Source organism: Citrobacter meridianamericanus, assembly GCF_041320245.1.
In the GTDB taxonomy this organism is placed as follows: Bacteria; Pseudomonadota; Gammaproteobacteria; order Enterobacterales; family Enterobacteriaceae; genus Citrobacter; species Citrobacter meridianamericanus.
The window spans coordinates 233,425-251,430 of the sequence record NZ_CP101037.1; the positions used below are offsets into that span (position 1 = coordinate 233,425).

An 18,006-nucleotide genomic window follows, 5' to 3' on the forward strand; every position below is an offset into this window, starting at 1 on the left:
AAAAATAATGAAACTTAGAAAAACGATAGCTTCAACTATTATTGCATCAATGATTGCCAATACTATGAGTTGGGCTTTTTATATCTCTCTCATAAATATGGTAATGACTCCTCGTATTTATGCGGCAGACGCTATATTTGACCAGCTCGAAAGTAACTTTAATCTTGCTAATCCTAACGCAAATCGCAATGCGACAACCAGTGCTCAGGACATTGTTGAGAAGTACAAGAATGCGGATTCAGGCGAGAATGTCAGTGGGAAGATCACCGAGAAATACGTGGGTAAAGCCGAATCCGCTAATCTTAATCTCGGAAAGTATGGGGCAGGGAACTCAAATGAAAGTGTCATGAAAAATGCCGCATCCGATGGAAAGTCCATTGGTAGCGCCGTACAACTGCCGAGTATGTCTGGAGGGACAATCAATTCAAACTATACCAAGGAAGGGGCAAAGCTGCTCTCTCGGGATGCTAATGGCAACATTGGTATAAGCAGTAATCCCAATACTACTCCTGGAACCAAAACAAATACCGGAGAGATTTTCAGCTCAGAGCAAAAGCACAGCGATATTAAGTTCAATGCCGCAGATCGTTATGGGGATGAGGATGGCTTTGTAAACGATATAAAGAATCGGAAAAGCCAGTTATTTGATGCTCAAAGTTATGATGGCGTTGCCTACCGCACCCTCGTAAATGCTAACAAGGACAACCCGGCATCATCTATAAAGCCTAACGATCCCATGTTTACTGCGGGGAGAAATGAGATAACAAATGCTGTTGCTGGTACTGGAAACTGGCTTCAGAACTGTAATGTTGAGACCTCTAAAAAAACAGTAACCACACACTATCCTGATTACAAAGAGTTCTACTGTAACTCGCCTAAGCAAGATAACTTCAGCAGCTGCACGATAACCCGTGATTTTTCAGTCCCTGTTTACATTTCAGGCGGAAACGGAGACATGTCGATGTGCGGCGATAATTGTGTGCGTATATGGTTTGGTCGCCGTGATGACAACTACTGGAGTGACGGGGTATATGATAACGAACTGACATTAAAATTCCATCCGGATGCAAAATTGGCCTCAGCAAAGATTGTTAACGCGGAGTGGGATGACCACATGCGGGTAACACTTGATGGCACGCAGATTTTTGCTCACATAGATGGTGCATATCGAGAAAGTGACTATCCGGCTCCTAAGGGATCTTGGGAGTTAAAAAAATCGTGGAAACTCGACAAGGTTTACGATGTGACTGATAAGGTCAGAAAATCGGTGTATGAGGAGCCTGATCGAGAAGTGACAATGGCATCCAGAGTATGGGTTGGTGGGAAGGGTGAAGGGTATTTTGAGGTTGAGCTGACTTTTGAAAATATGAAGCTCGAAGATAAGCACGTCCAGGAACCAGCTGGTTGTTACGATGCTGTACAAGCTCCGAATACATTCTGCCGTTTCGATCGGTTTAAAGATATGGATGTTGGCACAAAACGGCTTCCGGAAAGCGTGCTTTCATTGGCAAAGCCTCTGTATGAAGGTGATAAAGGATTTCTTACCTGGAAGACAAACCTTGAAGGCTACTTTTGTGATCCATTGGCCAAAGACAAAATTTGCTCTTATGACGCTAGTGGAAAAATTATGAAAGACGCTAATGGAAAGGACCTCTGTTACAACTATGAAGAAATAAAGAGTATGCCTGATGCATGTAGTGCTTATAAAAATGATGCAGCATGTGTACTCGATAAACAAACATGTGCAGAGGGTTGGTTCGATGAGGGCACTAACAGTTGCTACATGTATGAACAGAAATACACCTGTGACAGAGGGAAGGATGTAGTTCGGGAGGTTGAATCTTCTACAAATGCCTGTGTTGGCATGATCCCATGTTCAGGTGGAACATGCGAAACTGGGCCAAAGGAAGAGAACAACGATTTTGGAAAAGTTGCGGCTTATTCAAACATGGTTCAGTACATGCAGGGCGAAGCCAAATGCGAAGACCCTAACGATGCCAATTCATGTTCCGTCTTTGAAGGAAAACCTGAATGGTGTGGTCGTTCAGTAGGCTTTGTAAATGGCCTGGCAAAGACGGACTGCTGCGAAGCACCACAGGGAACCGCAGGAGCACTTGAAGGTATCATGCTTGCCGGATCTATGATCAGAAACACAAACTGGACCAGAGTTAATGCTCAGCTAATAAAATGGACCGGCGGTGATACAGGTACATGGGCTTCTATGTCTAATGCGGTCGGAGAGTGGACTGCATCAGCTGGTAAAACAGTAGGGCAAATGTGGAACAACGTCACGAGCTCCTTAACGAGCGTATATGAAAACGTCGCTGGTAATCTAAGCAGGGCAGTTGGGTCTTCCGCAACTTCTGGAGGGGCAGGAGGTGCTGGCCAGTTGGCACAGGAAACAATGTCCAGCTTCGGTATAGGTCAGCTTAAGCAGATGGCAATGAAGAAAGCCTACGAATTGCTACCAGATACAGTTCGTGACTTTGTCTTTAAGAACGTTGCTACTACCGGAGGAGAGGTTGTCTTCTCGGCTGCGGTTCAAAACTTTATGCTTGCATTAAACGTGATCGGTTGGATTTATACAGCCTATCAGGTCACTAAAATGCTTTTAGAAATGTTGGTAGCATGCGACCAGAAAGAGATGGAAGCTTCTATTCATAAGAATCAAAAATCCTGTTTTACATTAGATACGGAACGATGCGTCAAATATCTGAATGTTGGTTTCACAAAGAAATGCGTTAAAAAAGCAACAGACATGTGCTGTTATAATTCCATGTTGTCACGCGTTATTATGCAACAAGCTTATCCGCAATTAGGAATAGACCCTGTCGCCTCTAATTGCGTGGGGCTATCAATAAAGCAAATACAGCAACTGGATTTCGATAAAATTGATCTGACGGAGTGGATTAATGATGCAGTTCAGGTAGGAGAAGTTCCTGATCAATATTCAAAATTCTCCGAAGAATCAATTGTGGAAAACTTACCATTCCAGAATGAGAACTATCAACTTCCATCAGAACGTACCAAGGAAGCAATGGGCGGTGAAGAAAATATGATAAAGGCCAGACAAGAAAATGCTCAGGCTATAAAAGAGGAAAATGTAGATTGTAGCTATTTACCTCGACCGGCCATATGTGAGGTAGGTTCAACTACGCTGGATCCGGTTACGGGCAAGCAGTTGCCGAAATATTGAAGAAGGGGCCGTTAGGCCCCTTTTTTAATTACTTGGCTTTCAATGTTTTTTCTGGGAAGCCTTTTTTACCGTATTCACCGGTAAAGAGGTAATAATCTTTTCCGTTGATGGAGGCTGCAACACCCCCTGGAGTTGTTGTATTTGGGCTATCAGAACGGAAAATGATACCCGAAAAATCAGCGCTTGTTTCGTTTCCTTTAAATGGGATGAACACATAACGAATTACAGCGTAATCACCAGCGGGAAGGTTTAGCTCAGGAATTTCGGTTCCTGTTGCGGGGCGAATCGCCTGAAAGCTGTACATTGAATCTGTAGGGAAAACATCAGCATCAGGCTTAGAGGGCAGATCACAGGTACTCCATTTATTGACGACTGCCATATCAATTTTACATGTGGCCAGAGCTGCTTTCTGTTTTTCAGGGTTGTATCCAAATGAGGCCTGAGTTGCTTTTGTATGCTCAAAAACATACTTAGCTCCCTCACGTACCAAACTTTCATCATTGTAAGGCAATTTTTTTGGATTGGGGACGAACACTAGGTATTGATTGACCTGGATGTATTCGGCGTCAGAAGAACTGTACAAAGAGCTGAGGCTCATGATCCCAAAACCTTTTAGACCGCCTGTTACGTAGCCCATCGAACTATTGATGAGATACTTAGAAAGAAAGTTGTCGGCATCCCCTCCAGGAGTAACCTCTTGCTCCTTAAAATTAACGTCGAAACCAGCAAACGAATAGGCATTCTTGGCGACAGAATCATTTGCATTAGCATGCCAGTACTGGCCGTGACTGTACGCATTCAGAGCGGTGCCTGGCGTAGTGCCGGTGTCACCGGCACAACCCGATAGGGAAAAACCAATGACGACAGAAGAGACCAGAGATACTAAACGTAAAAGTTTCATTTAAAGCCCTTTTTGTAATGTCTTTTGGAGATGGAACCATTATTCCATAGTCACGCGTTTCACAAACAACCTGATTGCATAAAAAAGGAAAAAAAGTGATTTCCAGTAGAACCAGCAGTACACAAGAAAAGCGCTTTTATAAAAATGTATAATTATTAAAACGAAGTAATGAGGTTGAAATGGGTAAGCCAACAGAAGAGCAAAGACCTGTTATCGAGAATGCTAGCGCAAACAATATGGTGATAGCAGCGCCTGGATCAGGCAAATCGTTCACCATGATAGAAGCGGTTATATCGATTCTCAAAAAGTATCCATATGCAAGAATCGGGATGGTGACCTTTACTCGCGCTGCAACAAACGCACTTGCAGCAAAGTTACAAAAGCGATTGAGCAAGAAGGATCTTGACCGGGTGCTGGTGGATACTTTTCACGGACTCGTTAAGAAGCAACTGGACATGATTCGCTGGCCGGGAAAGATGTTGATAGGGCCAGCACAGAGATCTGTCATTCACCGGGCTTTGAAAGAATCCGGTGTAACGATGAAGTTTGCTGAAGCTGAATTCGTTATTGATGCTATCGGCAGAGAAATGGATACGGATGTGATTTCAGTTCGGCATAACAGACAACAGATCCATTTGTTTAATACCTATCAGGCGTTATGCCAGAAAGACCATGTGGCGGACCTCAATGCTCTTTCAAAATTTGTTGTCGGTCAAATGCATTCGGGAAAAATGCGCACGTTAGATTTGACACATTTGATAGTAGACGAAGTTCAGGATACTGACTCTATACAATTCTCATGGATAGCATTGCATACAAGAGCTGGAGTCTATACGAGTATAGTTGGAGACGATGATCAGGCCATCTACTCCTTCAGATCCTCAGGAGGAGTCAAAATATTTCAACAGTTTGAAAAACACTTCAGACCTAACATATTTTACTTAAACACATGCTTTAGGTGTGAACCTGAAATTTTAGAGGTGGCCGGAGCACTGATAGGAAAGAATGTTTACCGTTATGCCAAAGAGTTACGCTCGGCAAAAAAGGGAGGGGGAAAGGTCACTTTTCGTTCATATGTAGATATGGAGGAACAGATACAGGGTATTTTAAGCCTTATAAATCAGGATCCACATGGATGGGCAATTCTAAGCCGCAATAATGCTCACTTGGATGAGCTAGAAAGTTTGATCGAACAGCCAGTAATTCGTTACGGAGGTAAATCATTCTGGGATGAAAAAGAAACAAGCGATGTGTTAAGCCTTATGGCCTTTTTCCGACAATCAAATGATCCTCGCTTAATGAAGAGAGTATTGGCATTGTTTGGAGAACAGGAATCAGTTTTGGATGAAGTGGCATTGAGTATGAGAGGAAGAAAAGTTACTTTTGGCGACCTTGCCATCCCGGAGGACAGTTCTCTCGAAACAAAAACATTACATTCAAACTTCGTGCGCTTTACCCAGGAAAGTTCTGATAAAGTTGAGATAGCAAAACGTTTCGCCAACCTTACGAAATGGATGGAATCGTCGTCAATCAAGATGAGGAGTAATAAAGGTACAGCAACCTTAACAAAAATTGCTTTAGACACTTGTAAACAGTGGGCAGAAAAGACTGGTTGGATGAATATGATAAATCGTGCTGCTGCAATGTCATTAGGCCCTAGGAAGAAGGACGAGGAATACAGCCCAGAGAAAGTAGTCCTATCAACCTTGCATGGTTCAAAGGGTCTTGAGTGGAATAAAGTAATAATAATGAGTTGTAATGCGGATCAGATACCAAGTAAAAGATCAGTTGGGGAGGAGGCAATAGAAGAAGAAAGACGTTTGCTTTATGTTGGATTTACGCGTGCAGAAAAGCAACTTTTTGTAATGTGGTATGGTGATCCTTCTTTCTTTTTAAGAGAATGCAGTGAAGAAAAGATAAAAGAAGCAGCTAATATTCGAATTTCTCCACTTTATACAGAATAATTCGATATGGGCATTTACTTATGCTTAAAGCTATAGTATAAAAACAATGAGCTTAAATATCAGCTCCCAAATTTGAGTAACTTTGCTTAAAGTTACTTTCGCGTTAAGCGTTGATTTAGCCGTGAAAAGCGGCCAGCTTAAACAAGCTGTAAGACACCACCGGCAAAATGTCACCTTTGTCGCTGGTGCACTTCCCATGCCTGCAAAAGGCAATCTGAATTTACCAAACCGTAACTAATTTAGCTCCTCCTGGGGCTATTTTTGTTGCGTACTTCTAATGCCAGATAGTATAAATCAGGCGGTTCATAGCTTACGGGAGATGAATGACAGGCTTTGCCTTCGTGTTGAAACAAAAATTTGTTTCTTCCTTCTTACTATATATAGGTGACCCCAAATGTCTAAAAATAAAGCTCGCAGTAAAGCCCTTCATCAAACCTTTAGTGAAATTATTCCAGAGATGGATAAGGCGCTAAACAAACAGCTCTTAGAAGTTCTGATGAAATATACAGAACGTGATAATGAACTGATTGTTATTTTGAATGAGGACGGCCCAAATATCATTGAACTTAAGTCTCTTAAGCCTGTGTCTTTGTTGGCCGAAAAGCTTTCTGCTTATTCAAGCTATTATCATGTGGATGTTGTGGAGCTCGTGGTCAAGAAAATTGATTTCGAAGGAGCTTATAAGCTTCTTAAAGCTTCCCCAGATGTACCACTTTTTAAAAGCTTAACTGAACTGGATAAATATCTTGTTGAGGAGTTTGAAAAATACGGATTAAATTCATTTCTTGACGTGGATAATCTGGATTACTCACTTGAAAAAGCCAGTGAACTCAAAAATGAGCAGTTAATAAATTGGGTTTCGGACATCATTTGCAAACGTGAAAAATTAACTTTACGTAAGCGTTTTGATGTCGCAGTAAAGGCCCACTACGAAAATGTAGAAAAAATGTATGATACCATTCGTCCGTTAATGAAAAAACTGGGTTTCCCAGAAGATCTCATGACGCACACCTTTAGTGAGTTAAGCGTTTTTGAAACTAAAGGATGGGACCATGCAATAAAATCGAAAATTGAGACTCTCGCTAAGCGTGAAACTCAATATTTAGATGATGCGGCTAAAGCAGAGAATCGACGTCTTGTAACAGAGAAGTTGGAGAACTCTTTAGCGATTGCACCAACTAAACCAACAAGAAATTGGTTACATATTGCCGGAATTGCCTGTTTGGTAGTCTGCACGTTCATGTATGTAACTAATAAATTTATTTAATCCTGTTAAGGGGGAACCCTAACGGGGCTTCTCTTTGAACAAATCGAGGAGCGGAAAATGTCATATCTTGAATATATCAATGAAGTAAAAGTGTCCGGGATAGTTATCAGTGCTGTGGAGAAAAAAATGACTGACCAGAGTATAGGTTTGTTAATAAAGCTCAAAAATAGGATGAAGACAGAAGTTGATGGTGAAATCACTGAGAGAGAATTTTCAGTTCAAATCAAGGTGTCGCCTGAAATGTATTCAACCTGTTTCACTGGTATAAATCAGGGTGATGAGTTGATGGTCTCCGGTTATATTGTTGTCGATACTATTATGATTGAAGGGAGAGAACATCCTCTTGACTACATGAGAGTGGTAGCAACAAGTAAGTTGGCTCACATACCTAAACCTCTAAAAGGTTTTGGACAAAGTAGCTTTAATCAGATCTGACATTAAACCCACCCTAAAGGGGAGAAATCCCTTCATGGGATTTCTCCTTTTGGAGTCCCCATGAAACAAAAATTTAGGGCTACTGCAATAAGTAGTAATCAACTTAGTTTTTTTTCTATATTCGATATAGATGAAGATGAAATAACGCAAATAGTTGATTCACCCAAAGAGCATTTAAATGATGCATACACGTCCGGATTAAACTTTAAATCAGATGAAAGTAACATTTCTGAGATAAATTATGATTCTGAAAGGCGTGAAAATCACCTTTATGAAAAATCCAAATTACTTAAAAATCAGATTTTGCATACAATTAATTTTGCAGCAGAAACAGATTATCTATATTCGGTTGAAGAATATAACCCAGATTTGGGTGGTCTGGTAATAGAATGGACCCCTGAGGATGTGTATGTTGTTTTTCTATCCGCTATGGAAGAGTCTTTGGAAATCATTAAAGAACTAGTGTTGAGGAGAAAGTTATTCTTCAAAGATGACAATGGTAATATCACAGTGAATCCACTTTTAGAAGCTGAAACACGGTGGTATATGTCAAAATCATTTGAATACACTTGTTTATCTCATGGACTTGATGCATGTGAATTTAGAGCGGAATTAAAATCATGGCTCTATTATCATTCGCATCGTTCGATTAGTGAAAACACGAAATTAGCTGAATGCAGGAATGATGATGAAATCATTTTGCATGATTGCAATGACGATATGGGCTGGGACATCTTCTTTGATCAGGATTATTTAATGTCAGAAAAAAAACTGGCTGTTAAATGGACTGACAGGGAAATTATGGATGTTTACATAAAAGCTTTTAAATCCACATTAGAGTTGTTTGACGAGCTTGTTTCATGTGATCTGTTAACTAAACGAAACGCTTTTGGCAAGTTAGAAATAAATCCAATATTCGAAAATCATTTTGAATGGATCATGTCTGAAGCTTTTGAAATAGTGGGAAATCATCTTGGTTATAATGTGCCTCAAATCAGGAAACTGATGGCAACTATTTGCCAAATGAATCTCAAATAAAATGCCACTGGCAAACATCTGCCAGAGGGCGGTGTTTGCATTTTACCGGAGTTAAAAATGTCTAATGCCGCTATGAAGTTAAATGAAACATCTTCTGATGCTTATGAAAAATTAGAAGCTCTTCTTTCCCCGGATGTTATAAAGTTAAAACATTATGTGGATAAAGGTGAGTATCTTTTAGTTCTAGCAAAGGACCTTTTTGGTATTCCAGAAATGGATCCAAAGATGGCTGTGCCTGTTTTCAAAACTAAAACCTCGTATCGAGCTCCGCTGAACAAAGACTACATACCAAATCCCCGAATACTTGAACAAGTGGTTAAACTGCTTATCAGTCCGGATATAGATTTAAGTGTGTGTCTTAAAGGTGAGTCCGGTTCTGGCAAGACTGAAATGGTAATGTACATTAGCCACATGATGAATTGGCCGCTGACAATTAAGCAGATCAACAGCAATATTCGAGTTGATGAGCTTGAAGGTGAGCGCAGTCTTAATGGTGGTAATACAGGTTTTGTACACAGCGATTTGGTAACGGGATTTCGTAATGGTCACCTCATTCTTCTGGATGAAGTGGACAAAATCGATCCTGATACGGCAGCAAAACTTCACATGCCCATTGAACGTAAGCCCTGGTCACTCAGTGCTAATGGTGGTGAGGTTATAACTGCTAATGGCTACACGCGATTTATTGGTACTGCAAACACAAACATGAGTGGAGGCGCTCGCCGGTTCGTTTCTTCTCAACGTCAAGATGCAGCTTTTATAAAGCGGTTCTTGATAGTTGAAATGGAGAAGCCCGACAAAGTTGCTTTAACCAATGTGCTTACTAAACGATATAGCTCTTTGCCTTTTCAGGGCTTTGTTGAATAAATCAGATTTCGGGTAAGTCTCCCCCGTAGCGGGTTGTGTTTTCAGGCAATACGCACGCTTTCAGGCATACCTGCTTTCGTCATTTTGTTCAGCGCTCGTACCAGGGCCATAGCCTCCGCAACCTGACCATCGTAGTCACGCAGCGTCAGTGAACCCCCGAACAGCTGTTTTACCCGGTACATCGCCGTTTCCGCTATCGAGCGACGGTTGTAATCTGTTGTCCATTTCCACCGCGCATTACTCCCGGTCATTCGCTGATTAGCCACTGCACGGTTACGGTCTGCATATTCACCGGGCCAGTAACCCGCGCCTTTTCGGGGCGGGATAAGCGCGCTGATTTTCTTACGCCGCAGTTCATCGTGACAGAGCCGGGTGTCGTAAGCGCCGTCTGCCGATGCTGCCCTGATTTTTCTGTGAGTCTGCCGGATAAGACCCGGGAAGGCTTCTGAGTCCGTCACATTGTTCAGCGACAGGTCTGCACAGATGATTTCATGTGTTTTACTGTCAACGGCGAGATGCAGCTTACGCCAGATACGGCGGCGTTCCTGGCCATGCTTTTTGACTTTCCACTCGCCTTCACCGAAGACCTTCAGCCCGGTGGAATCAATCACCAGATGCGCGATTTCACCCCGGGTGGGCGTTTTGAAACTGACATTAACCGACTTTGCCCGCCTGCTGACACAGCTGTAATCCGGGCAGCGTAGCGGAACGTTCATCAGAGAAAAAATGGAATCAATAAAGCCCTGCGCAGCGCGCAGGGTCAGCCTGAACACGCGTTTAATGACCAGCACAGTCGTGATGGCAAGGTCAGAATAGCGCTGAGGTCTGCCTCGTGAAGAAGGTGTTGCTGACTCATACCAGGCCTGAATAGCTTCATCATCCAGCCAGAAAGTTATGGAGCCACGGTTGATGAGGGCTTTATTGTAGGTGGGCCAGTTGGTGATTTTGAACTTTTGCTTTGCCACGGAACGGTCTGCGTTGTCGGGAAGATACGTGATCTGATCCTTCAACTCAGCAAAAGTTCGATTTATTCAACAAAGCCCCTTTTCAGGTCATTGAGAAGTTCGTAAGAGTAGCGATTGCAGTAAATGACTCTGGTACAGAAGACAGTGTGATGGATATTCGTCAATTAGTAGCTTGGGTTGGCACGTCGATGACGTTAAAAACCTTTAGTCTTCTTGACACTTTCAAAATAGCTTTTGCTTCTGCTTTACCTTTACATGTGGTCGATCTTGTTCTTCAAGCTATAGATCTTTCTCTTGGCGAAGACAAGGATAAATCGCTGGAGTATTTCACAGCAAAAAAGTCGAGTTAGATGGGATTTGTTATGAAACCTCTGATATTTGTATCTCAGAGTTATCCCATCTTGAATTTAGTGCGTTTTTAAGTACGGATGGTGCTGCTACCATTGCTATAGCAAAAAACGGAACTAATTTTACTGGACTTATGCAACTGAATAACGACTATTCTTTATTGTTTTATCATGATGGTAAAATAAATATGGAAGGTCTAATTAAAGAAATGGAATTAAAAGGTTATATGTATCAGGGAGCAATGGGCAATGATGATGTTGCCGCTGAGTTTCCCGGTATTCTTTTAATTGCACCAGAGAAGCTTTAATATCAACCCTATCGGGAAATCTTTCCCGTTGGGGAGGGTTTCCCCTTTTTTTTGGAGAAACCCATGACTTTAAATACTTCAATGCTTAACAAAGTATCTGCAAAACAAATCTCTGAGAATTTTGCAAAATCATATCCAGATTTACTGGAAGGTGCAGTTATAACAAAAATTGAAATAAGTGGCTGTCAAGGATCGCGTCGAACCGATAAAATCGATTTGTCTTATGATGGAGATGATATTACGGATCAAAAAAGCGTATCTAAAAGCGAAGTACGTTGGATTGACATAAAAGCCCTTAGCTTCAAAAGTACGATTACCAGCAGAATATCAACCCTTTGCTCACGCTTGTGCATCCGCTATAGCAATATGTGGATTTTACCAGTTTCCAGTATGGAAGAGTTTCTGGAAGGGGCCCAAGAGATTGAACGAGAGTTTCAGGCAGGTATTCAAAACGTTGTAGACAATTATGAGATGCATATTGAGGCTGAAAAAAATAGAAGCCCAAGAATGTCTTCTTTGATTGATCAGTTGAAATTAACTAAAGATGATTTCATAAAATCCTTTAGATTTAATATTGCTCACTTTATTCCTTTTACGCCTATTAGCGTTGAAGGTGATGAAACCCAGGACTACTATCAGGAACAATTGATAACAGATCTGGCAGAAGAAGCAATGAGGGTTTATGAAAAAATTAGTAAAAATAATAATTTGCGCTCAAGTACTATTGACCGACTGAAGCAAATGCAAAATAAGATCATTAGCTTCATGTTTATACATAAAGAGGCGGCAGTACTTGCAGAAGCTATAAAACACATAATGAATAATTTACCTAAAGGTGCCATTTCTGAACCTCGCGACGTTGCGGTGTTACAGCAGTGGTTTTATTTCATGAGTGATGCTTCAATGTTAAAGCGTATTATTTCAGGAGAGCAAAAGGTTACTGACTGGTTGGAATCTATTACCAGATCATTTAATCAAAGCTCACAAACAGAACCGAACGCGCTACAGAACACAGGTATTGAAGCTATTTTAGATTCAACAAATGTGTTTCAGGTTGAACCTGTCGTAGAGAACGATATAAAAAACAGCACGTTTTCAAACACTGATTCTGTAGCTGAACCTGAGAAATCAGTTTCGCAACAGGAAGACAATGCTGAAAATGGTTTTGATATCGAGCTCAAAGGCTGGTAACTGTTTGCTTTATTAAAAACCCCAGATGGGTACTTCACCATCTGGGTGAGTACCCCTTTTTATAAAGAGGTATTCTATGAAATTAGATCTTAAATCATCGCCGCGCCATATTAAGCGTTTACAGAATATAGCAAAAGTCATTAGCGGCTTAGGCGATGTAAGAGTTGTAATAGACGACAATACCAAAGGACCGTATTTTGATCCTGTCAATAAAGTTTGTGTTTTACCAAACGGCGATTATAGCGATGATGACTTTGTCAGTCTGATTGAAGGTTTTACCTGTCATGAAGCTGGTCATGGTCGCTATACCGTCAGTGAGGTTTACAGTGACGCCTTTAATAGTGTTCTCATGTCATCTGAAGGGTTTACACGCTTCGATGACGGAATGAATGCAGAGTTTGAGAGCCTCGCTGAGAAACGTAAAGCTTATAGCAGGGCAAAACGTCTTACCGGGCTTATAAATCTGTTCGATGATGTACAGATGGAAGAGAAGGTTGGTAACGATTATCCGGATGCAAAGCGGCGGCTTGCAGCCACTTACGCACTGATGGTTAAAGCCGGAAGGATGACTCCTGATATATCTTCTCGTCCGGAAAATCCTGTCCTATTTATTGAGTGGTATCTGCTTAACTCATTGCGAGTAAAAGTCCTTCAGCAGGTAGGTCACAAAGAAACCCTCGATCCGTTTTTTGACTATGCCCAAAAGATACTTTCTCCAGTAATTTCTGATGTTGAGGAAATTTTTCATGATGCTCTTGGTTGTGAAAATACTCAGGGCTGTGAATCCCTTGCTCGTAAGACCCTGGCTCTTTTAGAGAGACTGCGGGATGAGGCAAAGGAACAACAGCAGCAGACAGAGCAGGAGGAGCAGGAGGCATATGATGAATCCGAGACCGATACCGATACCGAATCAGAAGATAAATCGCTTACGTCGACTGATAGTCGTGAGGATGATTCTGAGGACGATAGTGAAGGTCAGGCAGATACTTCCGATAACGCTGATCTTGCTCAAGAGGGATGTTCTGAGCCTTCAGAACTTGCTGAAGATAACGAGGGAAATAATGAACCCACCGGTGGCAATCCCACGGGTGATAACATTATTGAAGACGATACTGATGCGATTAACCCTTCCGAGAGTGAATCAGATGAAGCCAGTTCGACTAACGTTGAAGATGAAAGTAACTTTTCATCGGCTCAATGGGAGATACTGGCAGATTTGTTGGATGCCTTTCTTAGCAGTGATGAGGATAGCGAAGATTATCACGATGCTTTGGCTAAAGAGATTGAAGGTATTGCATCAAAAGTATCCGATGACGTGAAAGCCGAATTCGGTGCTTCTGAATGGGATATCCCTGATCTCCTTATCGATTTGAATGTTTACAATGAGGCTTTGTCTCTGAGTCATTCAATCGGTAGCGACTTGTCTGTTTTACAGCAGGTTAAAATGCGTGGCCGAAACAAAACTCATGAGCGTGGAATTACCTTCGATGGAAATCGATTAATTCTGTCACAAATGGGAGTTCGTGATGTCTTCAGAGCTCAAAGCGAATCTAAAAATAGAGGGCATGTTGGCCTCGTATTAGTTCGTGATATTTCAGCGTCAATGGCTAATGATGAAAGATATATTCATGCCATTAAGTCAGATCTTGCTTTATCGATGGCCGCTGAAAGTTTGTCAAAAATGCATGTCTCCAATATAGTTTTTCCCTTCAAGGAAAGTGAATTTGAGATTATCAAAACGTTTGATCAAAGCGTTGAGGAATCTCTATCGAAATTCACTCTTGGATGTAAGGGTTATTATACCCCTACGGGATCTGCTTTAATGGCAGCTGTTGATCTGTTACTTGACAGCCAATTCGATAGGAAAATAATTTTTCTTATAACTGATGGTTATCCGAATAAATCGGAATTTACTATCGTCGAAGTTATGGAAAAGGCTAAATGTAATGGAATAGAAATCGTTGGTGTTGGTATTAAGACTGATGAAATAATTGGTTTTGAAACGGACACTTTCGTAACAGTTGATGATACTTCTTTATTGTCTATTGAAGTCAGTAAGCTAGTTCATCAAATACTTTCTTAATAAACTCTACCCAATCGGGGCAAAAAGGCCCCGGTGGGTCTTTTTGCTCCATGAAGGAATAAGGAGCAAAATATGACTCAGATAAAAACTTACCGTGTAGAACATGAAAAAGTCGGTGCGATGCATAAAGTCCGTATTTTCGGACGTGTTGGTGAAGTTATAAGCAATGATAGCCCTCAGGAAAGAATCTTCCGCGAAGTCACTATAGCGGAGGGTAATAGCCAGCAGGCTGCGTTACTTGTAGATAACTACATACAGCGTCTTGAGAATAATGGCTTCACGACTGAAGCATAAATGTTGAGGGCCCCCGGGCCCTCTTTCTTAAATTCTGCGTTGTGGGTTTCTCCCTGTCTTCTGCACCGCAGAAGGCATTGAGAAACTCACAATGCCAGATAAGAGAGATCATCATGACTTATGCATCCCCGGCTCTTCGTCGTAAACCACAGGAAGTATCTGAACACTTTATTAAACTCGTTCATGCTCGAATTGCTGAAGTGTCTGGCTGGAAGTATATATTCGAAAGAATACCTGCTTTCAAAGACGCTTGTGCAAAAGCCCCGAGCCAGGTTCCTTGCCCGTTTACTGGCGCAGGGAAATCGAAGTTTCGTTTCCGACAAAAAGACCTTTATACCGGATGTGCGATCCATAATGACTTTCCGGTAAATGAGTTTTGCGACGGAATTGATGTTCTGGCGAAATATTATGAATTAAGTAAAACGCAGACTTGCAAAAAGATTCTCTCAGATTTTTTCGGGATGGATCTGCATGCTCCGTTAACTGACGCCGACATTGAAAATGAACGACGCTATAAATCAGCAGTTCGTGCCACAGAAACTCTTGACCGAGAGGAAGTGGCAAAGCGAATGCGAAAACTTGATGTGATGTATCACTATACCGGTGAAATAAAGCCTAATACTCCTGTTGCTTTGTACCTCCGTAATCGTGGGATCTCCCGCTTACTGAGTCACTTACCAAAGGATTTAGGCTTTAATAACCGGATCTACTATTGGGATAAAGATAAGCAGAAATCGATTATCTATCCGGGAATGATTGCAATCTATCGTGACACCCGAGGTCGGCCTCTGACTATCCATAGAACATACGTAGACAAAAACGGTGATAAGGCACCTGTAGAAAATCCAAAGCTGATGATGAAGCCTCCTGCCGATATGACAGGTGGCTCAATTCAGTTGTTTGACCCTCACTATGATTCAGGTAGTTCGACCTGGACACTGGGAGTGGCTGAAGGGATCGAGAATGCGCTTTCTGTTGTAGAAGCGACTTCAACACCATGCTGGGCAGCCAGCTCCGCATGGTGCCTTGAAAACGTTACTGTTCCTGATTTTTTACTGCCTCCGCCGGATGTAAAATATATAAACTTTTATATCTGGGCGGATAAGGATATTGCTAACTCACAAGGCACTCGTGCCGGTATCGAAGCTGCTCAGCGACTTCAAAGCCGCATGGTTGAGTTTTTGGCTAAACGATATCCCGCATCAAAGCTGACAATTGAAGTCTTCGAACCAGCACAAGATATTCCTGATGGGAAAAAGGGTATCGACTGGAACGATGTTCTCCAGTTAACAGGGCAGGATGGATTCCCGATTCACTGGGCTCCTGAATGTCTTAATCAGCTGTAACAACGATAACTCCCCCGCATTTTGCGGGGGGGGTTATCTTATCAATATTATTTTTTAAATTGTATTGATAAGATAACCGCTTTCCTTCGTGATAATTACCTGCCTTTAAGGTCTTTTCACGGCTGAGATGCTTGCTCAGTTAAATAAATGTGCGGTACTACTGGCTATGGTCGGTTGTATGACATGGTTATTCCATAAACTATTAAAACCCATAACGGGAGTATTACCGTTATGGTGATGCTCGTCGTTTTACATCGGAGAGCATTTTAATGAATTTTCAAACTAACGAAGTTTTTAATAAATTTGCTGCTGTTATAAAATCGCGCATCGTCAATGAACCATCGTCATGCTATTTGCTGCATGATAATGAGATAGATATAACGATTTTGAAACATGGCATATTAGAAAATGACAGAAACCTGTTGTACGTAGTTCGTCCTTCAGGAACGTGTTTGTTGCGTTGTGACAAATATTTCTATCCGAAATATTATCTTCGTTGCCGTGGAGATTATAAGTCATTCATATATGTCCATCTTGATCTACATAGTGGTGAAGCTAAAGAAATCACATGGGAGCAAGCAGACGATATGCTGTCTAGTCCAGGAAAACCCCCATTAAAAGGAAATCTTGGACGATTTGAGTATATAAAAGTTGTGGTTGAGGACCTTCGTATTCGAGGTTACGCTGATTATCTTCCTGCGTATAATCTTGATGACCTTCGCCGTTTTGCCTTACAGGACGACCGCCCATCCCTTGTCAGATACATTGACAATGTAATGGCAACGGTCTGATTGGTTGCTAATTGATTTACATATTTTCCCTGATGGCCAACCTGCATCAGGGAGGCCTCAATAACGACTGGAGGCTGTATGAAGTTAGCTACGGACCTGGTAAAAGCTATTTTGATTAGAAATGGTGTTGAACCAGTAAATATAAGCGAATCATCTAAATTATCTTTGAAACAACCACTGACAGAACTTAAATTCAGTTTATATTTGCGAACTGAGCATTTATCTCACTTCCTACCCGGTTATGTTTATTCTATAAAAGAATGTCCACTGTCATATGACATCGGGATCGAAATTCAGAAAATCTTCGAAAGTTTACATTTGTTAAACGAAGAATTTGAATCCCTCGGTTTTGTTTCTGTATGGATAGAAATGCATCAAAGCATTTTTGAACAAAGTCGGTTTAAGAAAAGTAACTTTACTTTTCGGGAGGAAGAGGTCGAGCTTGCTAAAGGGCTTGTTTGTTCTCACAATTCACAAATAAGTAATGCGGCTTATTTCTGGCTTCAGCACTTTGAGGAGTTTATGATTTATGTTCGTAATAAGCTTATCGACCTCTTTCGAGAGGCCTATGACCTGATCCTTGGAATGCAGCAAGTATTTTTCATTCGGGAAAAGGAAGAGCTGTTGAAAACTATAAGTTATGGGGATGACCTGTATGAGGTGAAATTAATGGCGGCTGAGCTTTACTCTATCGAACAGAACTTAAAGTGTTCTGAATCGATAAGTACAAAATCTCAAGCTTCGGCATATATTAACCGCATCCGTGAGTTTGTGCGTTCGGGGTGGAGGCAGGGCTATATAGTCTGCCATCATAAGCGAAGTAATCAAATCTCATCATTGTCATTACCGATGTACTTGAAAGATACGTCAGGCCGAAGTGCTCGAAAGCGAGTAAAACGTCTTATATCTTCTACAGTTTGTGGTAGAAATAAAGATTTAGGTCTTACAGATTTTTAATTAAATTATACCCATGTGGGGATCACACCCCATATGGGAGTGATCCCTTTTTTATT

General features: G+C 41.5%; 16 protein-coding genes. 14 read left to right on the forward strand and 2 right to left on the reverse strand.

What is annotated here, in order from left to right:
• Nucleotides 1–7 precede the first annotated feature (7 nt).
• Nucleotides 8–3,196 (forward strand): IncHI-type conjugal transfer protein TrhN, encoded by a 3,189-nt coding sequence (trhN, locus tag NMD08_RS27105; RefSeq protein ID WP_000776701.1) that lies wholly within the window; start codon nucleotides 8–10, stop codon nucleotides 3,194–3,196.
• A 28-nt stretch (nucleotides 3,197–3,224) separates the two neighbouring features.
• Here trhN and NMD08_RS27110 read toward each other — a convergent pair whose 3' ends face one another.
• Entirely contained in the window at nucleotides 3,225–4,097 is an 873-nt protein-coding gene (locus tag NMD08_RS27110; protein ID WP_000771834.1) for a hypothetical protein, read from the reverse strand.
• Between the two features lie 179 nt (nucleotides 4,098–4,276).
• Between NMD08_RS27110 and trhI the strand changes: the two genes are divergently transcribed.
• From trhI to NMD08_RS27135, 5 genes are all read left to right on the forward strand, one after another.
• The gene (trhI, locus tag NMD08_RS27115; RefSeq protein WP_000517885.1) at nucleotides 4,277–6,061 is read left to right on the forward strand and encodes an IncHI-type conjugal transfer helicase TrhI; all 1,785 of its coding nucleotides are present in this window, start codon (nucleotides 4,277–4,279) and stop codon (nucleotides 6,059–6,061) included.
• A 394-nt stretch (nucleotides 6,062–6,455) separates the two neighbouring features.
• Nucleotides 6,456–7,328 (forward strand): hypothetical protein, encoded by an 873-nt coding sequence (locus NMD08_RS27120; RefSeq protein WP_000041927.1) that lies wholly within the window; start codon nucleotides 6,456–6,458, stop codon nucleotides 7,326–7,328.
• 57 nt (nucleotides 7,329–7,385) lie between these two features.
• Nucleotides 7,386–7,763: a hypothetical protein gene (locus NMD08_RS27125; RefSeq protein ID WP_000120822.1), complete on the forward strand. Its 378-nt coding sequence runs from the start codon at nucleotides 7,386–7,388 to the stop codon at nucleotides 7,761–7,763.
• A gap of 60 nt (nucleotides 7,764–7,823) precedes the next feature.
• Nucleotides 7,824–8,801 carry a hypothetical protein gene (locus NMD08_RS27130; RefSeq protein WP_000810361.1) on the forward strand — a complete coding sequence of 326 codons (978 nt, stop codon included), beginning with the start codon at nucleotides 7,824–7,826 and terminating at the stop codon, nucleotides 8,799–8,801.
• Nucleotides 8,802–8,858: 57 nt separating this feature from the next.
• Nucleotides 8,859–9,668, forward strand: coding sequence for an AAA family ATPase (locus NMD08_RS27135; protein WP_370620234.1), 810 nt, complete (start codon nucleotides 8,859–8,861; stop codon nucleotides 9,666–9,668).
• Between the two features lie 41 nt (nucleotides 9,669–9,709).
• Here NMD08_RS27135 and NMD08_RS27140 read toward each other — a convergent pair whose 3' ends face one another.
• Nucleotides 9,710–10,678, reverse strand: a complete 969-nt coding sequence (locus tag NMD08_RS27140) for an IS5-like element IS903B family transposase (protein WP_013815099.1) — start codon at nucleotides 10,676–10,678, stop codon at nucleotides 9,710–9,712.
• 104 nt (nucleotides 10,679–10,782) lie between these two features.
• Here NMD08_RS27140 and NMD08_RS27145 point away from each other — a divergent pair, with 104 nt between their 5' ends.
• The 8 genes from NMD08_RS27145 to NMD08_RS27180 all read left to right on the forward strand — a co-directional run bounded on the left by NMD08_RS27145 (nucleotide 10,783) and on the right by NMD08_RS27180 (nucleotide 17,950).
• Nucleotides 10,783–10,983, forward strand: a complete 201-nt coding sequence (locus tag NMD08_RS27145; RefSeq protein ID WP_044489213.1) for a hypothetical protein — start codon at nucleotides 10,783–10,785, stop codon at nucleotides 10,981–10,983.
• Between the two features lie 131 nt (nucleotides 10,984–11,114).
• A complete protein-coding gene (locus NMD08_RS27150) occupies nucleotides 11,115–11,288 on the forward strand; it encodes a hypothetical protein (RefSeq protein ID WP_001176645.1) in 174 nt (57 codons plus the stop codon).
• A 63-nt stretch (nucleotides 11,289–11,351) separates the two neighbouring features.
• Nucleotides 11,352–12,479 carry a DUF3150 domain-containing protein gene (locus NMD08_RS27155; RefSeq protein WP_000174396.1) on the forward strand — a complete coding sequence of 376 codons (1,128 nt, stop codon included), beginning with the start codon at nucleotides 11,352–11,354 and terminating at the stop codon, nucleotides 12,477–12,479.
• A 76-nt stretch (nucleotides 12,480–12,555) separates the two neighbouring features.
• Nucleotides 12,556–14,562, forward strand: a complete 2,007-nt coding sequence (locus tag NMD08_RS27160) for a VWA domain-containing protein (RefSeq protein ID WP_000762700.1) — start codon at nucleotides 12,556–12,558, stop codon at nucleotides 14,560–14,562.
• Nucleotides 14,563–14,634: 72 nt separating this feature from the next.
• Nucleotides 14,635–14,856 carry a hypothetical protein gene (locus NMD08_RS27165; RefSeq protein WP_000192120.1) on the forward strand — a complete coding sequence of 74 codons (222 nt, stop codon included), beginning with the start codon at nucleotides 14,635–14,637 and terminating at the stop codon, nucleotides 14,854–14,856.
• A gap of 113 nt (nucleotides 14,857–14,969) precedes the next feature.
• Complete coding sequence (locus NMD08_RS27170) at nucleotides 14,970–16,202, forward strand: toprim domain-containing protein (protein WP_000220379.1); 1,233 nt, start codon at nucleotides 14,970–14,972, stop codon at nucleotides 16,200–16,202.
• Between the two features lie 269 nt (nucleotides 16,203–16,471).
• Nucleotides 16,472–16,993: a hypothetical protein gene (locus NMD08_RS27175; RefSeq protein WP_001011130.1), complete on the forward strand. Its 522-nt coding sequence runs from the start codon at nucleotides 16,472–16,474 to the stop codon at nucleotides 16,991–16,993.
• Nucleotides 16,994–17,071: 78 nt separating this feature from the next.
• Complete coding sequence (locus NMD08_RS27180) at nucleotides 17,072–17,950, forward strand: hypothetical protein (RefSeq protein ID WP_000762003.1); 879 nt, start codon at nucleotides 17,072–17,074, stop codon at nucleotides 17,948–17,950.
• Nucleotides 17,951–18,006: the final 56 nt, after the last annotated feature.